The 16,544-nt window shown below is 53.1% G+C and carries 13 protein-coding genes; 6 read left to right on the forward strand and 7 right to left on the reverse strand.

The window, feature by feature from the left end; translation table 11 throughout:
• Positions 1-122: 122 nt before the first annotated feature.
• Both mfd and ACU8YC_RS00120 read right to left on the reverse strand, forming a co-directional pair.
• A complete protein-coding gene (gene mfd, locus ACU8YC_RS00115) occupies positions 123-3,569 on the reverse strand; it encodes a transcription-repair coupling factor (protein ID WP_151220013.1) in 3,447 nt (1,148 codons plus the stop codon).
• 116 nt (positions 3,570-3,685) lie between these two features.
• Positions 3,686-4,750 (reverse strand): acyltransferase family protein, encoded by a 1,065-nt coding sequence (locus tag ACU8YC_RS00120; protein ID WP_278237864.1) that lies wholly within the window; start codon positions 4,748-4,750, stop codon positions 3,686-3,688.
• Between the two features lie 261 nt (positions 4,751-5,011).
• On the opposite strand from ACU8YC_RS00120, the gene lolC reads away from it, so the two are divergent.
• From lolC to cobB, 5 genes are read left to right on the forward strand one after another with little or no spacing between them, the layout of a single operon-like run.
• Positions 5,012-6,211 carry a lipoprotein-releasing ABC transporter permease subunit LolC gene (gene lolC, locus ACU8YC_RS00125; protein ID WP_003030806.1) on the forward strand — a complete coding sequence of 400 codons (1,200 nt, stop codon included), beginning with the start codon at positions 5,012-5,014 and terminating at the stop codon, positions 6,209-6,211.
• Positions 6,204-6,905 (forward strand): lipoprotein-releasing ABC transporter ATP-binding protein LolD, encoded by a 702-nt coding sequence (gene lolD / locus ACU8YC_RS00130; protein WP_151220011.1) that lies wholly within the window; start codon positions 6,204-6,206, stop codon positions 6,903-6,905. Before lolC ends, lolD begins: the two co-directional genes overlap by 8 nt.
• Positions 6,905-8,149 carry a lipoprotein-releasing ABC transporter permease subunit LolE gene (lolE, locus tag ACU8YC_RS00135; protein ID WP_151220010.1) on the forward strand — a complete coding sequence of 415 codons (1,245 nt, stop codon included), beginning with the start codon at positions 6,905-6,907 and terminating at the stop codon, positions 8,147-8,149. Before lolD ends, lolE begins: the two co-directional genes overlap by 1 nt.
• Before the next feature lie 43 nt (positions 8,150-8,192).
• The gene (nagK, locus tag ACU8YC_RS00140) at positions 8,193-9,104 is read left to right on the forward strand and encodes an N-acetylglucosamine kinase (RefSeq protein WP_446894898.1); all 912 of its coding nucleotides are present in this window, start codon (positions 8,193-8,195) and stop codon (positions 9,102-9,104) included.
• 15 nt (positions 9,105-9,119) lie between these two features.
• On the forward strand, positions 9,120-9,941 hold the full coding sequence (gene cobB / locus ACU8YC_RS00145; protein ID WP_151220008.1) for a Sir2 family NAD+-dependent deacetylase: 822 nt from the start codon (positions 9,120-9,122) through the stop codon (positions 9,939-9,941).
• Between the two features lie 51 nt (positions 9,942-9,992).
• Here the strand turns inward: cobB and potD are convergent, their stop codons facing one another.
• From potD to potA, 4 genes are read right to left on the reverse strand one after another with little or no spacing between them, the layout of a single operon-like run.
• Entirely contained in the window at positions 9,993-11,039 is a 1,047-nt protein-coding gene (gene potD, locus ACU8YC_RS00150; RefSeq protein ID WP_003030797.1) for a spermidine/putrescine ABC transporter substrate-binding protein PotD, read from the reverse strand.
• Between the two features lie 27 nt (positions 11,040-11,066).
• The gene (gene potC, locus ACU8YC_RS00155; protein WP_003030794.1) at positions 11,067-11,846 is read right to left on the reverse strand and encodes a spermidine/putrescine ABC transporter permease PotC; all 780 of its coding nucleotides are present in this window, start codon (positions 11,844-11,846) and stop codon (positions 11,067-11,069) included.
• On the reverse strand, positions 11,843-12,700 hold the full coding sequence (potB, locus tag ACU8YC_RS00160) for a spermidine/putrescine ABC transporter permease PotB (protein ID WP_003030793.1): 858 nt from the start codon (positions 12,698-12,700) through the stop codon (positions 11,843-11,845). The genes potC and potB overlap by 4 nt, the downstream gene beginning before the upstream one ends.
• The gene (gene potA, locus ACU8YC_RS00165; RefSeq protein WP_043015989.1) at positions 12,684-13,820 is read right to left on the reverse strand and encodes a spermidine/putrescine ABC transporter ATP-binding protein PotA; all 1,137 of its coding nucleotides are present in this window, start codon (positions 13,818-13,820) and stop codon (positions 12,684-12,686) included. The genes potB and potA overlap by 17 nt, the downstream gene beginning before the upstream one ends.
• Positions 13,821-14,070: 250 nt before the next feature.
• Here potA and pepT point away from each other — a divergent pair, with 250 nt between their 5' ends.
• The gene (gene pepT / locus ACU8YC_RS00170; RefSeq protein ID WP_446894899.1) at positions 14,071-15,297 is read left to right on the forward strand and encodes a peptidase T; all 1,227 of its coding nucleotides are present in this window, start codon (positions 14,071-14,073) and stop codon (positions 15,295-15,297) included.
• 53 nt (positions 15,298-15,350) lie between these two features.
• On the opposite strand, the gene roxA is transcribed toward pepT, so the two are convergent.
• Positions 15,351-16,472: a [50S ribosomal protein L16]-arginine 3-hydroxylase gene (roxA, locus tag ACU8YC_RS00175; RefSeq protein ID WP_003030786.1), complete on the reverse strand. Its 1,122-nt coding sequence runs from the start codon at positions 16,470-16,472 to the stop codon at positions 15,351-15,353.
• Positions 16,473-16,544 lie beyond the last annotated feature (72 nt).

A 16,544-nucleotide genomic window follows, 5' to 3' on the forward strand; every position in this document is an offset into this window, starting at 1 on the left:
GTTTTTATTATGTAAAAGTAAACAGGAATTATGGCGGCTTACTGTGTCGGGAAGTGCAGGGAAGTGCAAAGAGTTTGTAAATTCATCAGGCCGGGTGAGTGGTCTGCTCACCCGGCCTGATGCTAGGCTACGGCGTTCTCTTCAAGCTGGCGCATAAACTGGCGGACCCAGTCGATTCGCGTTTTACGCTCACCCAACTCCTGCATGAATTTCAGGCGGGTTGGACCATCCAGACGGAAATGCTGCGGCTGCTTTTGCAGTAAACCAATCAGCCAGACCGGGTTGACGTGATTTTTCTCGGCAAATTCAATCGTACCGCCTTTTTCATTGCTTTCGAGCTTTCTAATCCCCAGTTTCTGCGCCTGTTGACGTAAACGGGCGATATCCAGCAACGTACGAGCCGGATCGGGAAGCAGACCAAAACGGTCTATCAGCTCGACTTTAATTTCTTCCAGCTCGGTTTCACCTTTCGCACTGGCAATGCGCTTGTAGAACGACAGTCGCGTGTTGACATCCGGGATATAGTCATCCGGAAGGAGTGACGGCATACGCAGTTCAACTTCGGTTTGTTGGCTGGTGAGATCTTCCAGCGAAGGTTCTCGCCCTTCTTTGAGCGCATCGACGGCGTTCTCCAGCAGCTCCATATACAGCGAGAAGCCGATGCTTTCCATAGAACCGCTTTGATCTTCGCCCAGCAGTTCCCCGGCGCCTCGAATTTCGAGGTCGTGGGTCGCCAGCGCAAAGCCTGCACCCAAATCTTCCAGCGAGGCGATGGCTTCCAGGCGCTTTTGCGCATCGGTGGTCATCGCTTTTGGATGCGGCGTCAGTAGCCAGGCGTAGGCCTGATGGTGTGAGCGTCCCACACGACCGCGCAGCTGGTGTAATTGCGCCAAACCGAAGTGGTCAGCACGTTCAATGATGATGGTGTTCGCGGTGGGAATGTCGATCCCGGTTTCGATAATGGTGGTACACACCAGGACGTTAAAACGCTGATGATGGAAATCGTTCATCACGCGTTCCAACTCGCGCTCGCGCATTTGCCCGTGGCCGATGCCAATACGTGCTTCCGGTACCAGTTCCGCTAATCTGTCGGCGGTTTTCTGGATATTTTCGACGTCGTTAAACAGGTAATAAACTTGTCCCCCACGCAGAACTTCACGCAGGATCGCCTCACGTACCACCAGGCTGTCGTATTCGCGTACGAAGGTTTTGACCGCCAGACGCCGGGCGGGCGGCGTGGCGATGATCGACAGATCGCGCATGCCGCTCATTGCCATATTGAGCGTGCGTGGAATTGGCGTTGCCGTCAGAGTCAGAATATCGACGTCCGCGCGCATGGCTTTGATGCGTTCTTTGTGGCGCACGCCGAAACGGTGCTCTTCATCGACGATCAGCAGCCCCAAATCTTTTAGCTTCACATCCGCTTGCAGCAGTTTGTGAGTGCCAATGAGAATATCGATTTTACCTTCGGCAACCTGCTCCAGGATCTGCGCTTGCTCTTTGGCACTACGGAAACGGGACAGCATTTCAATGCGTACCGGCCAGTTGGCAAAACGATCGCGGAAGTTGTCGAAGTGCTGCTGGGCGAGCAGGGTGGTCGGCACCAGCACGGCAACCTGTTTGTGGTTCTCTACGGCGAGGAAGGCGGCGCGCATCGCGACTTCGGTTTTACCGAAGCCGACGTCGCCACACACCAGGCGGTCCATGGCCAGCGGCTGACACATATCGCTGAGTACCGCGTTGATCGCCTGTGCCTGGTCGGGCGTGGTTTCAAACGGGAAGCTGTCGCAAAACAGCTGGTACTGCTCACGGTCATACTTAAAGGCAAAACCTTCTTTCGCCGCGCGCTGAGCGTAAATATCCAGCAGCTCTGCCGCAACATCGCGGACCTTCTCGGCGGCTTTCTGGCGAGCGCGTGACCAGGCATCGCCGCCAAGTTTATGCAGCGGCGCATTCTCTTCCGCGCCACCGGCGTAGCGGCTGATCAGATGCAGCGATGACACCGGCACATACAGTTTGGCGTCGTTGGCGTAGGTGAGCATCAGGTATTCACCAGTGATGCCGCCAGCTTCCAGCGTGGTCATCCCGGCATAGCGACCAACGCCGTGCTCCAGATGCACCACTGGCTGACCGGGATGCAGCTCCGCGAGGTTACGAATTAACGTATCCGGGTTGATAGTGCGACGAGAATCCTGACGGCGGCGCGCCACGCGTTCGCCCAGCAGATCGCTTTCACAAATCAGCGCCAGATTACGTTTGCTATCGATGAAGCCATGCTCGGCGGCGCCAATCATCAGATAACGACCGTTGTCTGCGGCTTCATCGAGACGCAATATCCGCTTCGGCGCGACCTTGATGCGGGCGAGCAGTTCGCCAAGCGCTTCCCGGCGTCCTTCACTTTCCACCGAGAAAATTACCGGACCGGTAAAACCCTCAAGGAATTTACGTAACGCATCTAGCGGCGATTTTTGCTGCGCCTGCACGGCGATATCCGGCAGCTTCTGGAACCCAAGGTTGGTATTCGCAGCTTTGTTCGCCAGACTCTCGGTTTTTAGCTGAACGCGCGGCCAGCGTTTCAGTTCAGTAAACAGCTCATCCACCCGCAGCCACAGCGATTCCGGTGGCAGAAGCGGGCGCATTGGATCTACGCCTCGATTCTCAAAACGTGACAGGGTATCGGCCTGGAAGCGTTCTGCGCTGGTCTCGATATCGCCGGTATTGACCAATAACGTATTGGCGGGAAAGTAACTGAACAGCGACGGCAGCGACTCGCTGAAAAACAGCGGCTGCCAGTATTCAATACCCGCAGGCAACGTGCCTTTGCTGACCTGCTGATAAATATGTTCGGCGTCGCGTTTCACCTCAAAGGTGTCACGCCACTGGCTACGGAACAACTCGATGGCCGTTTTGTCGGTCGGAAATTCGTGCGCGGGCAGCAAATTAATGGCGTCGACTTCTTCCAGCGTGCGCTGGGTGTCAGTATCAAACAGGCGCAGGCTGTCGATTTCATCATCAAAGAAATCGAGGCGATAAGGTAACTCGCTGCCCATCGGAAACAGATCCAACAATGCGCCACGTGTGGCATATTCACCGTGTTCCATGACCTGATCAACATGACGATAGCCTGCGCTGTCTAACTGTTCGCGCAGGGCGTCGCGCGATAGACGCTGACCTTTTTTCATCACCAGCGCATGGCCGTGCAGATAGCTGTGCGGACAGACACGTTGCATCAGTGTATTGACCGGAACGATCAATACGCCGCGCTGCATGGCAGGCAGTTGATATAGCGTGGACAGGCGTGAAGAGATAATCTCCTGATGGGGAGAAAAGCTGTCGTAGGGCAGCGTTTCCCAGTCGGCCAGGTTCATCACCATCTGGTCGGTAAACTGACGAATTTCGTCATGCAAACGTAACGCATTTTGCATATCCGGTGCAATCAGCACCACTGGCCCCGCGTGATGTTCAGCGATTTCTGCGACCAGCGTTGCGCAGGCGGCGCCGGTGAGTTCACCCAACTGGCGCTGATCGCCTGCTTTCGCTGGGAGCGTGTAACGATGTTGTTCAGGCATTCGGTTGTCAGGATCTCGTATATATACATCTGATAAGCAATGTCCTTTATTATCCGTGATCGTTTCTCATAAGCAAATTGATTCGCCCCCAAAGGGGGGCAAAAAACGCGTTGAGGTTAGCGCGAGGCGGCCGATAAAGAAGGTGGGGAAAAGAGCAGATCGGCCACGGTTTTTTGCGAAATTTTACGCACCAGCAGGCCAAGCAGGGTGCACAGCAGAAGGCAAGCGAACGGATACATCAGAAGCAGGGCCAGCTCCGCATATGCAGGCCAGATAGCATGATTAATTTTGGGTATTAACGTTAAGCTGAACAGCTCAACCAGAATACGGTGAGTGGTGTAAATGGCGATGGTATTGGCACCAATCACGCTTAATGGACTGGACGTGCGCATACCAAAGCGGAGCTCAAATTGATAAAACAGCTTCATGATCAGCACAATGGAAAGAAGAGAAAGCAATAGTGAGACATTTGCCAGCCACGCGACGGCGGCGACGATTGTGCTAACTAGAAAAAACACAGCATGGCGGCGCAAGGGAACCTCTTTGATCCATTCCATCAGCGTTGCGCCAAACCATGCGCCGAGGCTGTAGTATGGCAGATTACGCATCACGCTGTTCATTCCCCACCACGGCGTCGGGACAAAATTGATCGCCACGCTCAGCGCCACAAATAGCGCTAATAGCGGCATCGCCCAGCGGCTGAAAATCTTACACAGAACAAAATAAACAATCAGCGCGTACAGATACCACAAGCTGGTGCTGGCGGTGAGCATCCCGTGGGCAAAGCCACCGAGTGAACCGGCATAGGCGGCATTGGCGGTATGGCTCAGATCGCGCTGCGGGGCCAGCCAGTTATTGAGCGCGACTAACGCCAGCCATTGCGCCACTCCCCAGAGCACCAACACCCAGGCGATGTTCCAGATCCGTTTATCCAGGCAGGTTGTCCACGGGACGCTATCGATATAGCGACGGATCAGATACCCCGATATAAAGAAAAACACCGGCATGCGAAACGGCGCCAGGTACAAGTTCAGATAAACCCAGCATTTGCTCAGCATCTCTGAAAGCGGATGTTGAAAGGAGGTGAGGTGCGGGTAAAACGTGATCACCGAGTGATATATTACCACCAGACAAATACATAACCCTTTGATCTGATTAATCCATAGTTCTTTTTTAATCATCGAGACGGCGTATCCATATTGATTGCTATAGCCTGCCATCCTGCGCAACTCGCGGTGGGCTGTAATGCGTAACTGTCTGCATTTTGTTTTTTTAAGATAAAGATCAGGGGGCTGGACTTAAGGAAAGAGGGACAACTTTAGCGGATTGATTTATTTATACTTTTAGGACAAGTGCTGACGAACACTTACGGTTCAGTCATTTACCCATTCCGCTTTCGCTTATATACTCGTGACTTTGCTAACAGCAACCAGACGGATTTCATGTACCAACCTGTCGCTCTATTCATCGGCCTGCGTTATATGCGTGGGCGTGCAGCAGATCGCTTCGGTCGCTTCGTTTCCTGGCTCTCCACCATTGGCATTACTCTCGGGGTAATGGCGTTGGTCACGGTGTTGTCGGTGATGAACGGTTTCGAGCGCGAGTTGCAAAATAATATCCTTGGTCTGATGCCTCAGGCCGTTCTCTCGTCTGAACAGGGTTCCCTGAACCCACAGCAACTGCCGGAAAAAGCGGTGGTGTTGAACGGCGTCAACCGCGTCGCACCGATAACTACAGGGGATGTGGTGCTGCAAAGTGCGCGTAGCGTGGCGGTCGGCGTGATGCTGGGTATCGATCCAGCGCAAAAAGATCCACTCACGCCGTATCTGGTCAATGTGAAGCAAACAGATCTGCAGCCGGGTAAGTATAATGTCATCCTTGGTGAGCAGCTTGCCGGACAGTTGGGCGTCAATCGCGGCGATCAAATTCGCGTGATGGTGCCCTCAGCCAGCCAGTTTACCCCGATGGGACGTCTGCCGAGTCAGCGTCTGTTTACGGTGATTGGCACCTTTGCTGCCAACAGTGAAGTTGACGGCTACCAGATGCTGACCAACATTCAGGATGCGTCCCGCCTGATGCGCTACCCGGTAGGTAATATCACCGGCTGGCGTTTGTGGCTGAATGAACCGCTAAAAGTTGACACGCTGAGCCAGCAAACGCTGCCACAAGGTACCAAATGGCAGGACTGGCGCGAGCGCAAAGGGGAATTGTTCCAGGCCGTGCGCATGGAGAAAAACATGATGGGGCTGCTGCTTAGCCTGATCGTGGCGGTGGCAGCTTTTAATATTATTACCTCGTTGGGTCTGATGGTAATGGAGAAGCAAGGGGAAGTGGCGATTCTACAAACGCAGGGGCTAACGCCGCGGCAAATCATGATGGTGTTTATGGTGCAGGGGGCCAGTGCCGGGATTATCGGCGCGCTGCTGGGCGCGGTGCTGGGCGCATTGCTCGCCAGCCAACTGAACAACCTGATGCCAATTATCGGCGTGCTGCTGGATGGCGCTGCGTTGCCGGTGGCCATCGAGCCGCTGCAGGTTATCGTCATTGCGCTGGTGGCGATGGCCATCGCGCTGCTATCTACGCTTTACCCTTCCTGGCGCGCTGCCGCCACTCAACCCGCTGAGGCTTTACGTTATGAATAAGATCCTGTTGCAATGCGACAAACTGTGCAAACGCTATCAGGAAGGCACTGTGCAAACCGATGTCCTGCACGATGTCAGTTTTAGCGTCGGCGAAGGCGAGATGATGGCAATTGTCGGCAGCTCCGGCTCCGGGAAGAGTACATTGCTGCATCTGCTGGGCGGGCTGGATACGCCGACTTCCGGCGACGTGATTTTTAGCGGCCAGCCGATGAGCAAGCTCTCGTCGGCGGCGAAAGCGGAACTGCGCAATCAGAAGTTGGGCTTTATTTATCAGTTTCACCATCTGTTGCCGGATTTCACCGCGCTGGAGAACGTGGCAATGCCGCTGCTGATAGGCAAGAAAAAACCGGCTGAAATTACCGAGCGCGCACGGGATATGCTAAAAGCTGTGGGGCTGGATCATCGCGCCAGTCATCGCCCGTCTGAACTATCTGGCGGAGAACGCCAGCGCGTGGCCATCGCGCGTGCGTTGGTAAATAACCCGCGCCTGGTACTGGCTGACGAGCCAACGGGTAACCTTGATGCGCGAAACGCGGACAGTATTTTCGAGCTTCTGGGTGAGCTGAATCGCTCTCAGGGCACGGCATTTCTGGTGGTGACGCACGATCTACAGTTAGCGAAGCGAATGAGCCGCCAGCTTGAAATGCGCGATGGTCGCCTGACGGCTGAACTGAGCCTGATGGGGGCTGAGTAATGGCGTCGCCTTTATCATTATTGATTGGTCTGCGCTTTAGCCGCGGTCGGCGGCGCGGCGGTATGGTGTCGCTGATTTCCGTGATTTCTACCGTCGGTATTGCGTTGGGCGTGGCGGTGTTGATCGTCGGTCTAAGCGCGATGAACGGATTTGAGCGTGAGTTGAACAACCGTATTCTGGCCGTGGTTCCGCATGGTGAGATTGAAGCCGTAAATCAGCCGTGGAACAACTGGCAGGAAGCGCTCGATAAAGTTCAGAAAGTGCCCGGCATTGTCGCTGCGGCGCCTTATATCAACTTTACCGGGCTGGTGGAGAGTGGGGCGAACCTACGCGCAGTGCAGGTGAAGGGTGTTGATCCGCAGCAGGAACAGCGCTTGAGCGCGTTGCCCTCCTTCGTGCAGAACCACGCCTGGAATAATTTCAAAGCCGGTGAGCAGCAGATAATCATTGGCAAGGGTATTGCCGATGCGCTGAAGGTGAAGCAGGGCGACTGGGTGTCAATTATGATCCCCAACGCCAGTGCGGATCATAAGTTACAGCAGCCTAAACGCGTGCGTTTACACGTCACTGGGATCCTGCAACTGAGCGGCCAACTCGATCACAGCTTTGCCATGATCCCAATGCAAGACGCGCAGCAATACCTGGATATGGGATCCAGCGTTTCCGGGATTGCGCTGAAAGTTAACGACGTGTTTAACGCCAATAAGCTGGTGCGAGACGCGGGCGAAGTGACCAATAACTATGTTTATATTAAGAGCTGGATCGGTACTTACGGCTATATGTATCGCGATATCCAGATGATTCGCGCCATTATGTATCTGGCGATGGTGTTGGTGATTGGTGTGGCCTGCTTTAATATCGTTTCCACGTTAGTGATGGCGGTAAAAGACAAAAGCGGCGATATTGCGGTATTAAGAACCCTCGGGGCAAAAGATGGGTTGATACGAGCCATTTTTGTCTGGTACGGCCTGCTGGCGGGTCTTTTCGGTAGCTTGATCGGCGTGGTTATTGGGGTAGTTGTCTCACTGCAACTGACGCCGATCATAAACGGTATCGAGGCGCTTATCGGTCATCAGTTCTTGTCCGGCGATATCTATTTCATTGACTTCCTGCCATCTGAATTACATTGGCTGGATGTGATTTACGTGCTGGTGACAGCATTAGTGCTGAGTCTTTTGGCGAGTTGGTATCCGGCGCGTCGCGCCAGCAATATTGATCCTGCGAGAGTACTTAGCGGCCAATAACAATATATACATTAAAGCATTTATGCTGCATCAAGGAGCGGTGATGTATTACGGATTTGACATCGGTGGGACTAAAATTGCGTTAGGCGTATTCGATAATCAACGTCGTTTGCAATGGGAAACGCGCGTCCCTACGCCGCGTGATAGTTATGACGCTTTCCTTGATGCGGTTTGCAATTTGGTAAAGGAAGCAGACCAACGGTTTGGCGTTAAAGGTTCGGTAGGCATCGGCATTCCTGGTATGCCGGAAACGGAAGACGGTACGCTTTATGCAGCCAACGTTCCCGCTGCCAGTGGTAAACCTTTACGTGCTGACCTCAGCGCGCGGTTGGACCGGGATGTACGCCTGGATAACGACGCTAACTGTTTTGCTCTCTCCGAAGCCTGGGATGACGAGTTTACTCAATATCCGCTGGTGATGGGATTGATCCTTGGTACGGGCGTGGGCGGCGGCCTGGTACTTAACGGGAAATCCATCACTGGACACAGCTATATTACCGGTGAGTTTGGTCATATTCGTTTGCCAGTCGATGCGCTGACGCTGATGGGTTTTGATTTCCCGCTACGCCGCTGCGGATGCGGCCAGCTGGGATGCATCGAAAGCTACCTTTCCGGCGGCGGATTTGCGTGGTTGTATCAGCATTACTACCATCAACCGCTGGATGCCCGTGAAATTATCGCGCTGTGGGAGCAGGGTGATGAGCAAGCGCGTGCTCACGTTGAACGCTATCTGGATTTGCTGGCGGTGTGCCTTGGAAATATTCTGACCATCGTCGATCCTGATTTGGTGGTGATTGGCGGAGGCTTGTCGAATTTTACCGCTATCACGACGCAGCTGGCGGATCGGCTGACACGTCATCTGCTGCCGGTCGCACGGGTGCCGCGTATTGAGCAAGCGCGGCACGGCGATGCGGGCGGGATGCGCGGGGCCGCTTTCCTACATCTTACCGATTAATACAAAGAGGTTGTTATGCTGTCGCGTCGGGGTCATCGGTTAAGCCGCTTTCGTAAAAATAAACGCCATTTGCGCGATCGCCTGCGTCAACGAATCTTTTTCAGAGACAGAGTGGTGCCTGAATTGATGGAAAAACCAAGAGTGCTGGTACTGACGGGAGCGGGAATCTCCGCTGAGTCAGGAATTCGAACCTTCCGCGCGGCGGATGGTCTCTGGGAAGAACATCGGGTTGAGGACGTTGCGACACCGGAAGGATTTAGTCGTAATCCGCAACTGGTTCAGTCGTTTTATAACGCCCGTCGCCACCAGTTGCAGCAACCAGAAATCCAGCCCAATGCGGCGCATATCGCGCTGGCAAAACTCGAAGCCGAGCTGGGCGATCGTTTTTTACTGGTCACACAGAACATTGATAATCTGCATGAACGTGCGGGCAGCCAGAACGTTATCCATATGCACGGCGAACTACTCAAGGTTCGCTGCTCGCAAAGTGGGCAGATTCTGGAATGGAAGGACGATGTGACCCCGGAAGATAAATGTCACTGCTGTCAATTTCCGGCACCGCTGCGACCGCACGTGGTGTGGTTTGGTGAAATGCCGCTGGGCATGGATGAAATTTACATGGCGCTGGCAATGGCGGATGTATTCATCGCAATTGGTACGTCGGGCCATGTGTACCCGGCTGCGGGGTTTGTGCATGAGGCGCGACTACATGGGGCGCATACGGTAGAGTTAAATCTTGAACCGAGCCAGGTGGGAAGCGAGTTTGAAGAGAAGTATTACGGTCCGGCAAGCCAGGTGGTACCTGAGTTTGTGGAGAAGTTGTTGAAGGGACTGTGATCAATTTTATGTGCCGGGTGGCAGCTTCGCCTTACCCGGCATCACGCTGAATTAGCGTCCTGCTTTCAGCTTCTGATAATACTCTTCGTAAATAGCGCTGGCGGAACCGACGTCGTTCTGCCATTCCCCTTTGTTGATGGTTTCTGCATCCGGGTACAGGGTTTTATCGTTCGCGACTTCAGGACTGAGCAGCTTGCGTGCCGCCAGGTTTGGCGTTGGATAACCAATAGTTTCCGCAACTTCTTTCGCCACGTCCGGGCGCAGTAAGAAGTTAATCAGCTTCAGCGCACCTTCTTTGTTTTTCGCGTTAGCCGGAATAGAGAGGCTGTCCATCCAGAAGATCCCACCTTCTTTTGGCCAGACGACTTCAAGCGGTGTGCCTGCCTGACGCGCAACATACGCGGAGCCGTTCCACACCATCCCCAGATTGACTTCACCTTCCATATACGGGTTGGCAGGGTTGTCAGAGTTAAACGCTGCAACGTTTGGCATCAGTTTCTTCAACTCGTTATAGGCAGCTTCAATTTCTTTCGGGTCAGTGGTATTGCCGGAATATCCCAGCTTGCGCAGTGCCATCTGGAACACTTCACGTGCATCATCCGTTAACAGCAGGCTGCCTTTGTATTCCGGTTTCCACAGATCGGCCCAACTGGTCACCGTTTTCGGGTCGATGGCATCGCTATTGACGCCAATAGCCGTAGCACCCCAGATATACGGGATGGAGTAATCATTGTTGGGGTCAAACGGCTTGTTGAGCATTTCCGGATCGAGGTTGTGGAAGTTGGTCAACGTCGACTTGTCGATCTTTTGGATCATGCCTTCTTTGCGCATTTTATCGACGTAATAGGTGGACGGAACCACCAGATCGTATGCGCCGTCTTTATAAGTTTTGAGCTTGGCATACATGGTTTCATTCGACTCATAGGTCGAATAGATCACCTTAATGCCGGTCTCTTTGGTGAACTGTTCCAGCAGTCCAGGCGGGACATACTCGGTCCAGTTATAGAAATAGAGCGTGTTGTTGTCATTGGCGTGAGCGGCGCTCATGCCCAGTGCCAGAGCACCCGCCGCGAGCAGGTGGCGTGACCATTTTTTCATCATTTAACGTCCCCTGAATTAAGGGCCTCAACGGCCCTTGGTTTTATCACGTGCAATAAGCTGGCTTGCAATTACCATAACCAGCGACAGAACCAACAAAATGGTCGCCAGCGCGTTCACCTCTGGTGATACGCCGACTTTGACCATTGAGTAGATTTTTAATGGCAAAATTTCATAACCCGGCCCGGTAACGAATGACGAAACGACAACATCATCCATCGACAGCGTAAAGCTCAGTAACCAACCGGCAGCCACCGCAGGCATAGCCAATGGCAGTATGATCTTGCGCAGAATGGTCACTTCACTGGCACCCAGATCTTTGGCCGCCTCAAGCATGCGTACGTCAAAGCCTTTCAGACGTGAGTAGACCGTTACAACCACGAAGGGCAGACAGAATGTGATATGCGAGAACAAAAGTGACCAAAAGCCCAGTTGAATGCCGATCAGCATAAACAGCACCAGCAAAGAAATCGCCATCACAATATCTGGCGACATCATCACCACGAACAGCATGCCGCTGACAAACGGTTTACCGCGAAAACGGTAGCGGTACAGTGCGACTGCTGTGAGTGAACCGATCAGCGTGGCAAACGTGGCGGAGAGTACTGCCATCGTCAGCGAGTGCTGCGCCGCCTGTAGCAGGCTGTCGTTGTTCATCAGCAGGCCGTACCATTTGGTGGTGAATCCCTGCCAGTTGATGCCGAAGCGCGAGCTGTTAAAGGAGTTCACAATCAAAATAATGATTGGAATATACAGATACGCGTAGATAGCGGTCATGAAGCCGCCTCTGAGCAGGCGACCGATCATTCGAGTTCCACCTTCTTGTTCAGCAAGCGGGAGGCGCGCCAGTAGATTAGCAGCATCAGCCCCATCACAATGGTCAGCGTAATGCTGGTAGCGGCACCAAACGGCCAGTCGCGGATGTTCAGGAACTGAACTTTAATCACATTACCAATCAGCAGGTTTTTCGCCCCGCCCATTAAGTCGGATACGTAAAACAGCCCCATTGCGGGCAGCATAACCAACAGGCATCCGGCGATAATTCCCGGCATCGTCAACGGAATAATGATGCGGGTGAAGGTCTGAAGTTTACTGGCGCCCAGATCGCGCGCGGCTTCCAGCAGCGGTTTATCGAGTTTTTCAATGCTGGAATAGAGCGGCATTACCATAAACGGCAGCAGGATGTACACCAGGCCGATAATCACCGCGCTGGGGGTAAACATGATGCGAATAGGGGTATCGATAACGCCGAGCCACAACAGAAATTCGTTGAGATAGCCCTTGGTGCTGAGGAAAATTTTGAGTCCGTAGATGCGAATAAGTGAATTGGTCCAGAACGGAACAATCAGCAGGAACAGCAGCAGTGGACGCACTTTTTCCGGCAGTTTCACCAAAAACCAGGCAAACGGGTAGCCGAGTACCAGACAGGCGAGCGTAGCAATCAGCGCCATATTGAGAGAATGAACCAGCACCTCAAAATAGAGCGGATCGAGCAGGCGTGTATAGTTTTCCAGCGTAAAGACCATTTTGACGAAATTGGCGTCGTCGCGGGTCAAAAAGCTGGTGCCGATGATCATCAGGTTGGGCAGAAAGACAAATAACACAAGCCAACCGACAATGGTGACGATCACCACACTCTGGAATTTACTTGTGTTCTTCATCAGCCAGTACGACCTCCCAGCTTTCTACCCAGTTAATCGCCATTTTCTGGTCGAGCGAGTGGTCAAAGTCAGGATCGTCTTCGTTGAAGAACTCACTGACCATCACCATCTTGCCGTTTTCCAGTTCCACAACCGACTCCAGCGTCATGCCTTTGTAGTTGCGCTCACGCACGTAGCCGATAAGACCTTCGATATGATTATCGTCGTTGATTTCATCCACGCGCAGATCTTCCGGGCGTAACAGAACGTGCAGCTTCTGCCCAGGAATCACCGCAAAGTTGACATAAATATTGCACTCGCGACCTTCAACGTTAGCACGAACGCGCTGTTCGTCCAGACGTTCTATCACCGTGGCGTTAAACATGTTGATCTCGCCAATAAATCCGGCGACGAACAGATTTTTAGGCTCTTCGTAGATTTCGCGCGGCGTACCGTCCTGCTCAATCTTACCATCGCGCATCACCACGATGCGATCTGACATGGTCAGCGCTTCTTCCTGATCGTGTGTGACAAAGACAAAAGTGATACCCAGCTTACGCTGCAACGCTTTCAGTTCGTTCTGCATCTGCTTACGCAGTTTGTAGTCCAGTGCAGAGAGGGATTCATCTAACAAGAGTAGGCGGGGTTTGTTCACCACCGCACGGGCAATCGCTACGCGCTGCTGCTGTCCACCGGAGAGTTGATGTGGTTTTCGCTGGGCGAATTCTTCCAGTTGCACCATGCGCAGAGCTTCAGTAACGCGGGGAGAAATGTCGGCAGCGGGCGTTTTTTGCATGCGTAAGCCAAAGGCCACATTCTCAAATACGGTCATGTGGGGGAATAACGCATAGCTTTGGAAGACGGTGTTCACGTAGCGGTTTTCCGCAGGAACGTGAGTGATGTCCTGGTTGTCCAACATAATATGACCGGAATCAACAGTTTCCAGGCCGGCAATCAGGCGAAGAACGGTTGTTTTACCGCAGCCAGAGGGGCCGAGCAGCGTGAGAAACTCGCCATTATTGATGGTCAAATCCAGGCTGGAAATCACCTCTTTGCCATCGAAACTTTTGCGAATTCCCGCTAATTGCACCAGTGGAGAAAGCGAACGCGGTTGTTTATTCAATTTTTTACTCTGTCCCATGTAAACGCAACGGATGGCTGACCGATGCGGGGTTTGTGGTTAACCACCTTGATGACTCTTAATGAGGGCGGTTATTCTACGGCAAACCATTGTAATCGCCAATCCTTGTTGCGAATTACTGACTTAACCCTATAGTCAGAGGGGATGTCGAGGAGAAATATTCTTACTTGCGGGGATAAAAGTGACCTGACGCAATATTTGTCTTTTGTTGCTTATTGATAATGTTGTCACAAAAAGTGAGGGTGACTGCATGGATAAACTACTTGAGCGTTTTTTACACTACGTGTCGCTGGACACCCAATCAAAATCGGGCGTGCGGCAGGTACCCAGCACCGAAGGACAGTGGAAGTTGTTACAACTGCTCAAACAACAGCTCGAAGAGATGGGGCTGGTTAATATTTCATTGAGCGAAAAGGGTACGCTGATGGCGACGCTGCCCGCTAACGTTGCTGGCAATATTCCCGCGATCGGCTTTATTTCCCATGTGGATACCTCACCGGATTTCAGCGGTAAAAACGTTAATCCGCAAATCGTCGAAAACTATCGCGGCGGCGATATTGCGTTAGGCATTGGTGATGAAGTTCTGTCGCCGGTGATGTTCCCGGTGCTACATCAACTTCTGGGCCAGACGCTAATCACTACAGACGGTAAAACCCTGCTGGGCGCGGATGACAAAGCAGGCGTGGCGGAAATCATGACCGCGCTGGCCGTGCTTATTCAAAAAAACATTCCGCACGGTGATATCCGCGTGGCCTTCACGCCGGATGAAGAGGTTGGTAAAGGGGCCAAGCATTTTGACGTTGCGGCATTCGATGCGCAGTGGGCCTACACTGTTGACGGTGGTGGCGTAGGTGAGCTGGAGTTTGAAAACTTCAACGCCGCCTCGGTTAATATCAAAATTGTCGGCAACAATGTGCATCCCGGTACTGCAAAAGGGGTGATGGTGAATGCGCTGTCGCTGGCGGCGCGTATTCACGCTGAGGTTCCGGCAGACGAAAGCCCGGAAACGACGGAAGGCTACGAAGGCTTTTATCACCTGACGAGCATGAAAGGGACGGTCGATCGTGCAGATATGCACTACATCATCCGTGATTTTGACCGCAAGCAGTTTGAAGCGCGTAAACGTAAGATCATGGATATCGCCAAAAAGGTCGGCAAAGGGTTACACCCGGATTGCTATATCGAACTGGTGATTGAAGACAGTTACTACAATATGCGCGAAAAAGTGATTGAACATCCACACGTGCTGGATATCGCCCAGAAGGCAATGCGCGATTGCGATATTGAGCCGGTGCTGAAACCTATTCGTGGCGGTACTGACGGCGCACAGCTGTCGTTTATGGGATTACCGTGTCCGAATCTTTTCACCGGTGGTTATAACTATCATGGCAAACATGAGTTTGTAACCCTGGAAGGAATGGAAAAAGCGGTGCAGGTGATTGTGCGTATTGCGGAGTTAACTGCGAAGCAGCAGTAACAAGCCCGAAGTAGATGCCGGATGCACAAAACGTCATCCGGCAAAATGACTCATCACCCTTCGAAGAACCAGTACCCACTGTTGACCAGCGCGGCAAGCATGGCAAGGAAAGACGGATCTTCCAGCGCATCCTCAAAGTTCTCAGCCGTTAGCACGATATGGCTGGCCAGCGCTTCCAGGGCAGGACGATGCGGCGAGTCAATTTTTTCACCGTTGGCGTAGACGTCGTCGCCGATGCGCAATACGCGTAATCCGCCCAGACGCACTAACACATCCCCTTGCTTCAGGGCATCGTAAATTTCATCTGGCTGATACGGTGGCTCCGGCGGCGCAATATCCAGCTCATGACGAGACTGAGAAATAAACTCGCCAAACCACTGCTGGAAATGTTCCGGTTGATTAATCAGCCCCAGCATCATTTCGCGCAGCTTGTCCATCTCTTGTGGCAGTACGTCGGCAGGATGGTCGCGCGGCGGCAGGTCAGGATCGCTGTAATACGTGCTGCCCAGCTCACGTTGTAATACGTAGTCGGCGAACCCGCTAATCAGTTCGCGCGTGTTTGGCGCACGGAAGCCGACCGAATAGTTCATGGCGTTTTCCAGCGCATAGCCTTCGTGCGGGAACCCCGGTGGAATATACAGGATATCGCCGGGTTCCAGCTCTTCATCGATGATGGCTTCAAACGGGTCGACCTGAAGGAGATCCGGGTGAGGACAGTGTTGTTTTAACTGCAGTTTTTCACCTACGCGCCAGCGGCGACGTCCGGTTCCCTGGATGATAAATACATCGTACTGATCCAGATGCGGGCCAACCCCGCCGCCAGGGACGGAGAAGGAGATCATCAGATCGTCGATACGCCAGTCAGGCAGTTCGCGAAACGGACGCATCAGCGCAGCGGTTGGCTCGTGCCAGTGATTGACCGCCTGGACCAGAAGCGACCAGTTGTTCTCGCCGAGATGGTCATAGCTTTCAAAGGGACCGTGGCTAACTTGCCATTTGCCGTCCTGGTGGCTGACGAGTCGGCTGTCGACCTCACTTTCCATTGCCAGTCCAGCCAGTTCGTCAGGAGAAAGTGGGTCAATAAAGTTGTTAAACCCGCGTTTTAATACCACCGGGCGTTTCTGCCAGTGGCGTTCAAGAAAATCGGGCCAGTTAAGTGTGAGTTGGTATTCCATAGTGAGCTTCCCGCAGGCTGGTATCTGCAACCGATTATAACGGATACTTAACCTCAAGCGTGAAGTCAGCAC

It is taken from the genome of Citrobacter sp. VF227, assembly GCF_052950715.1.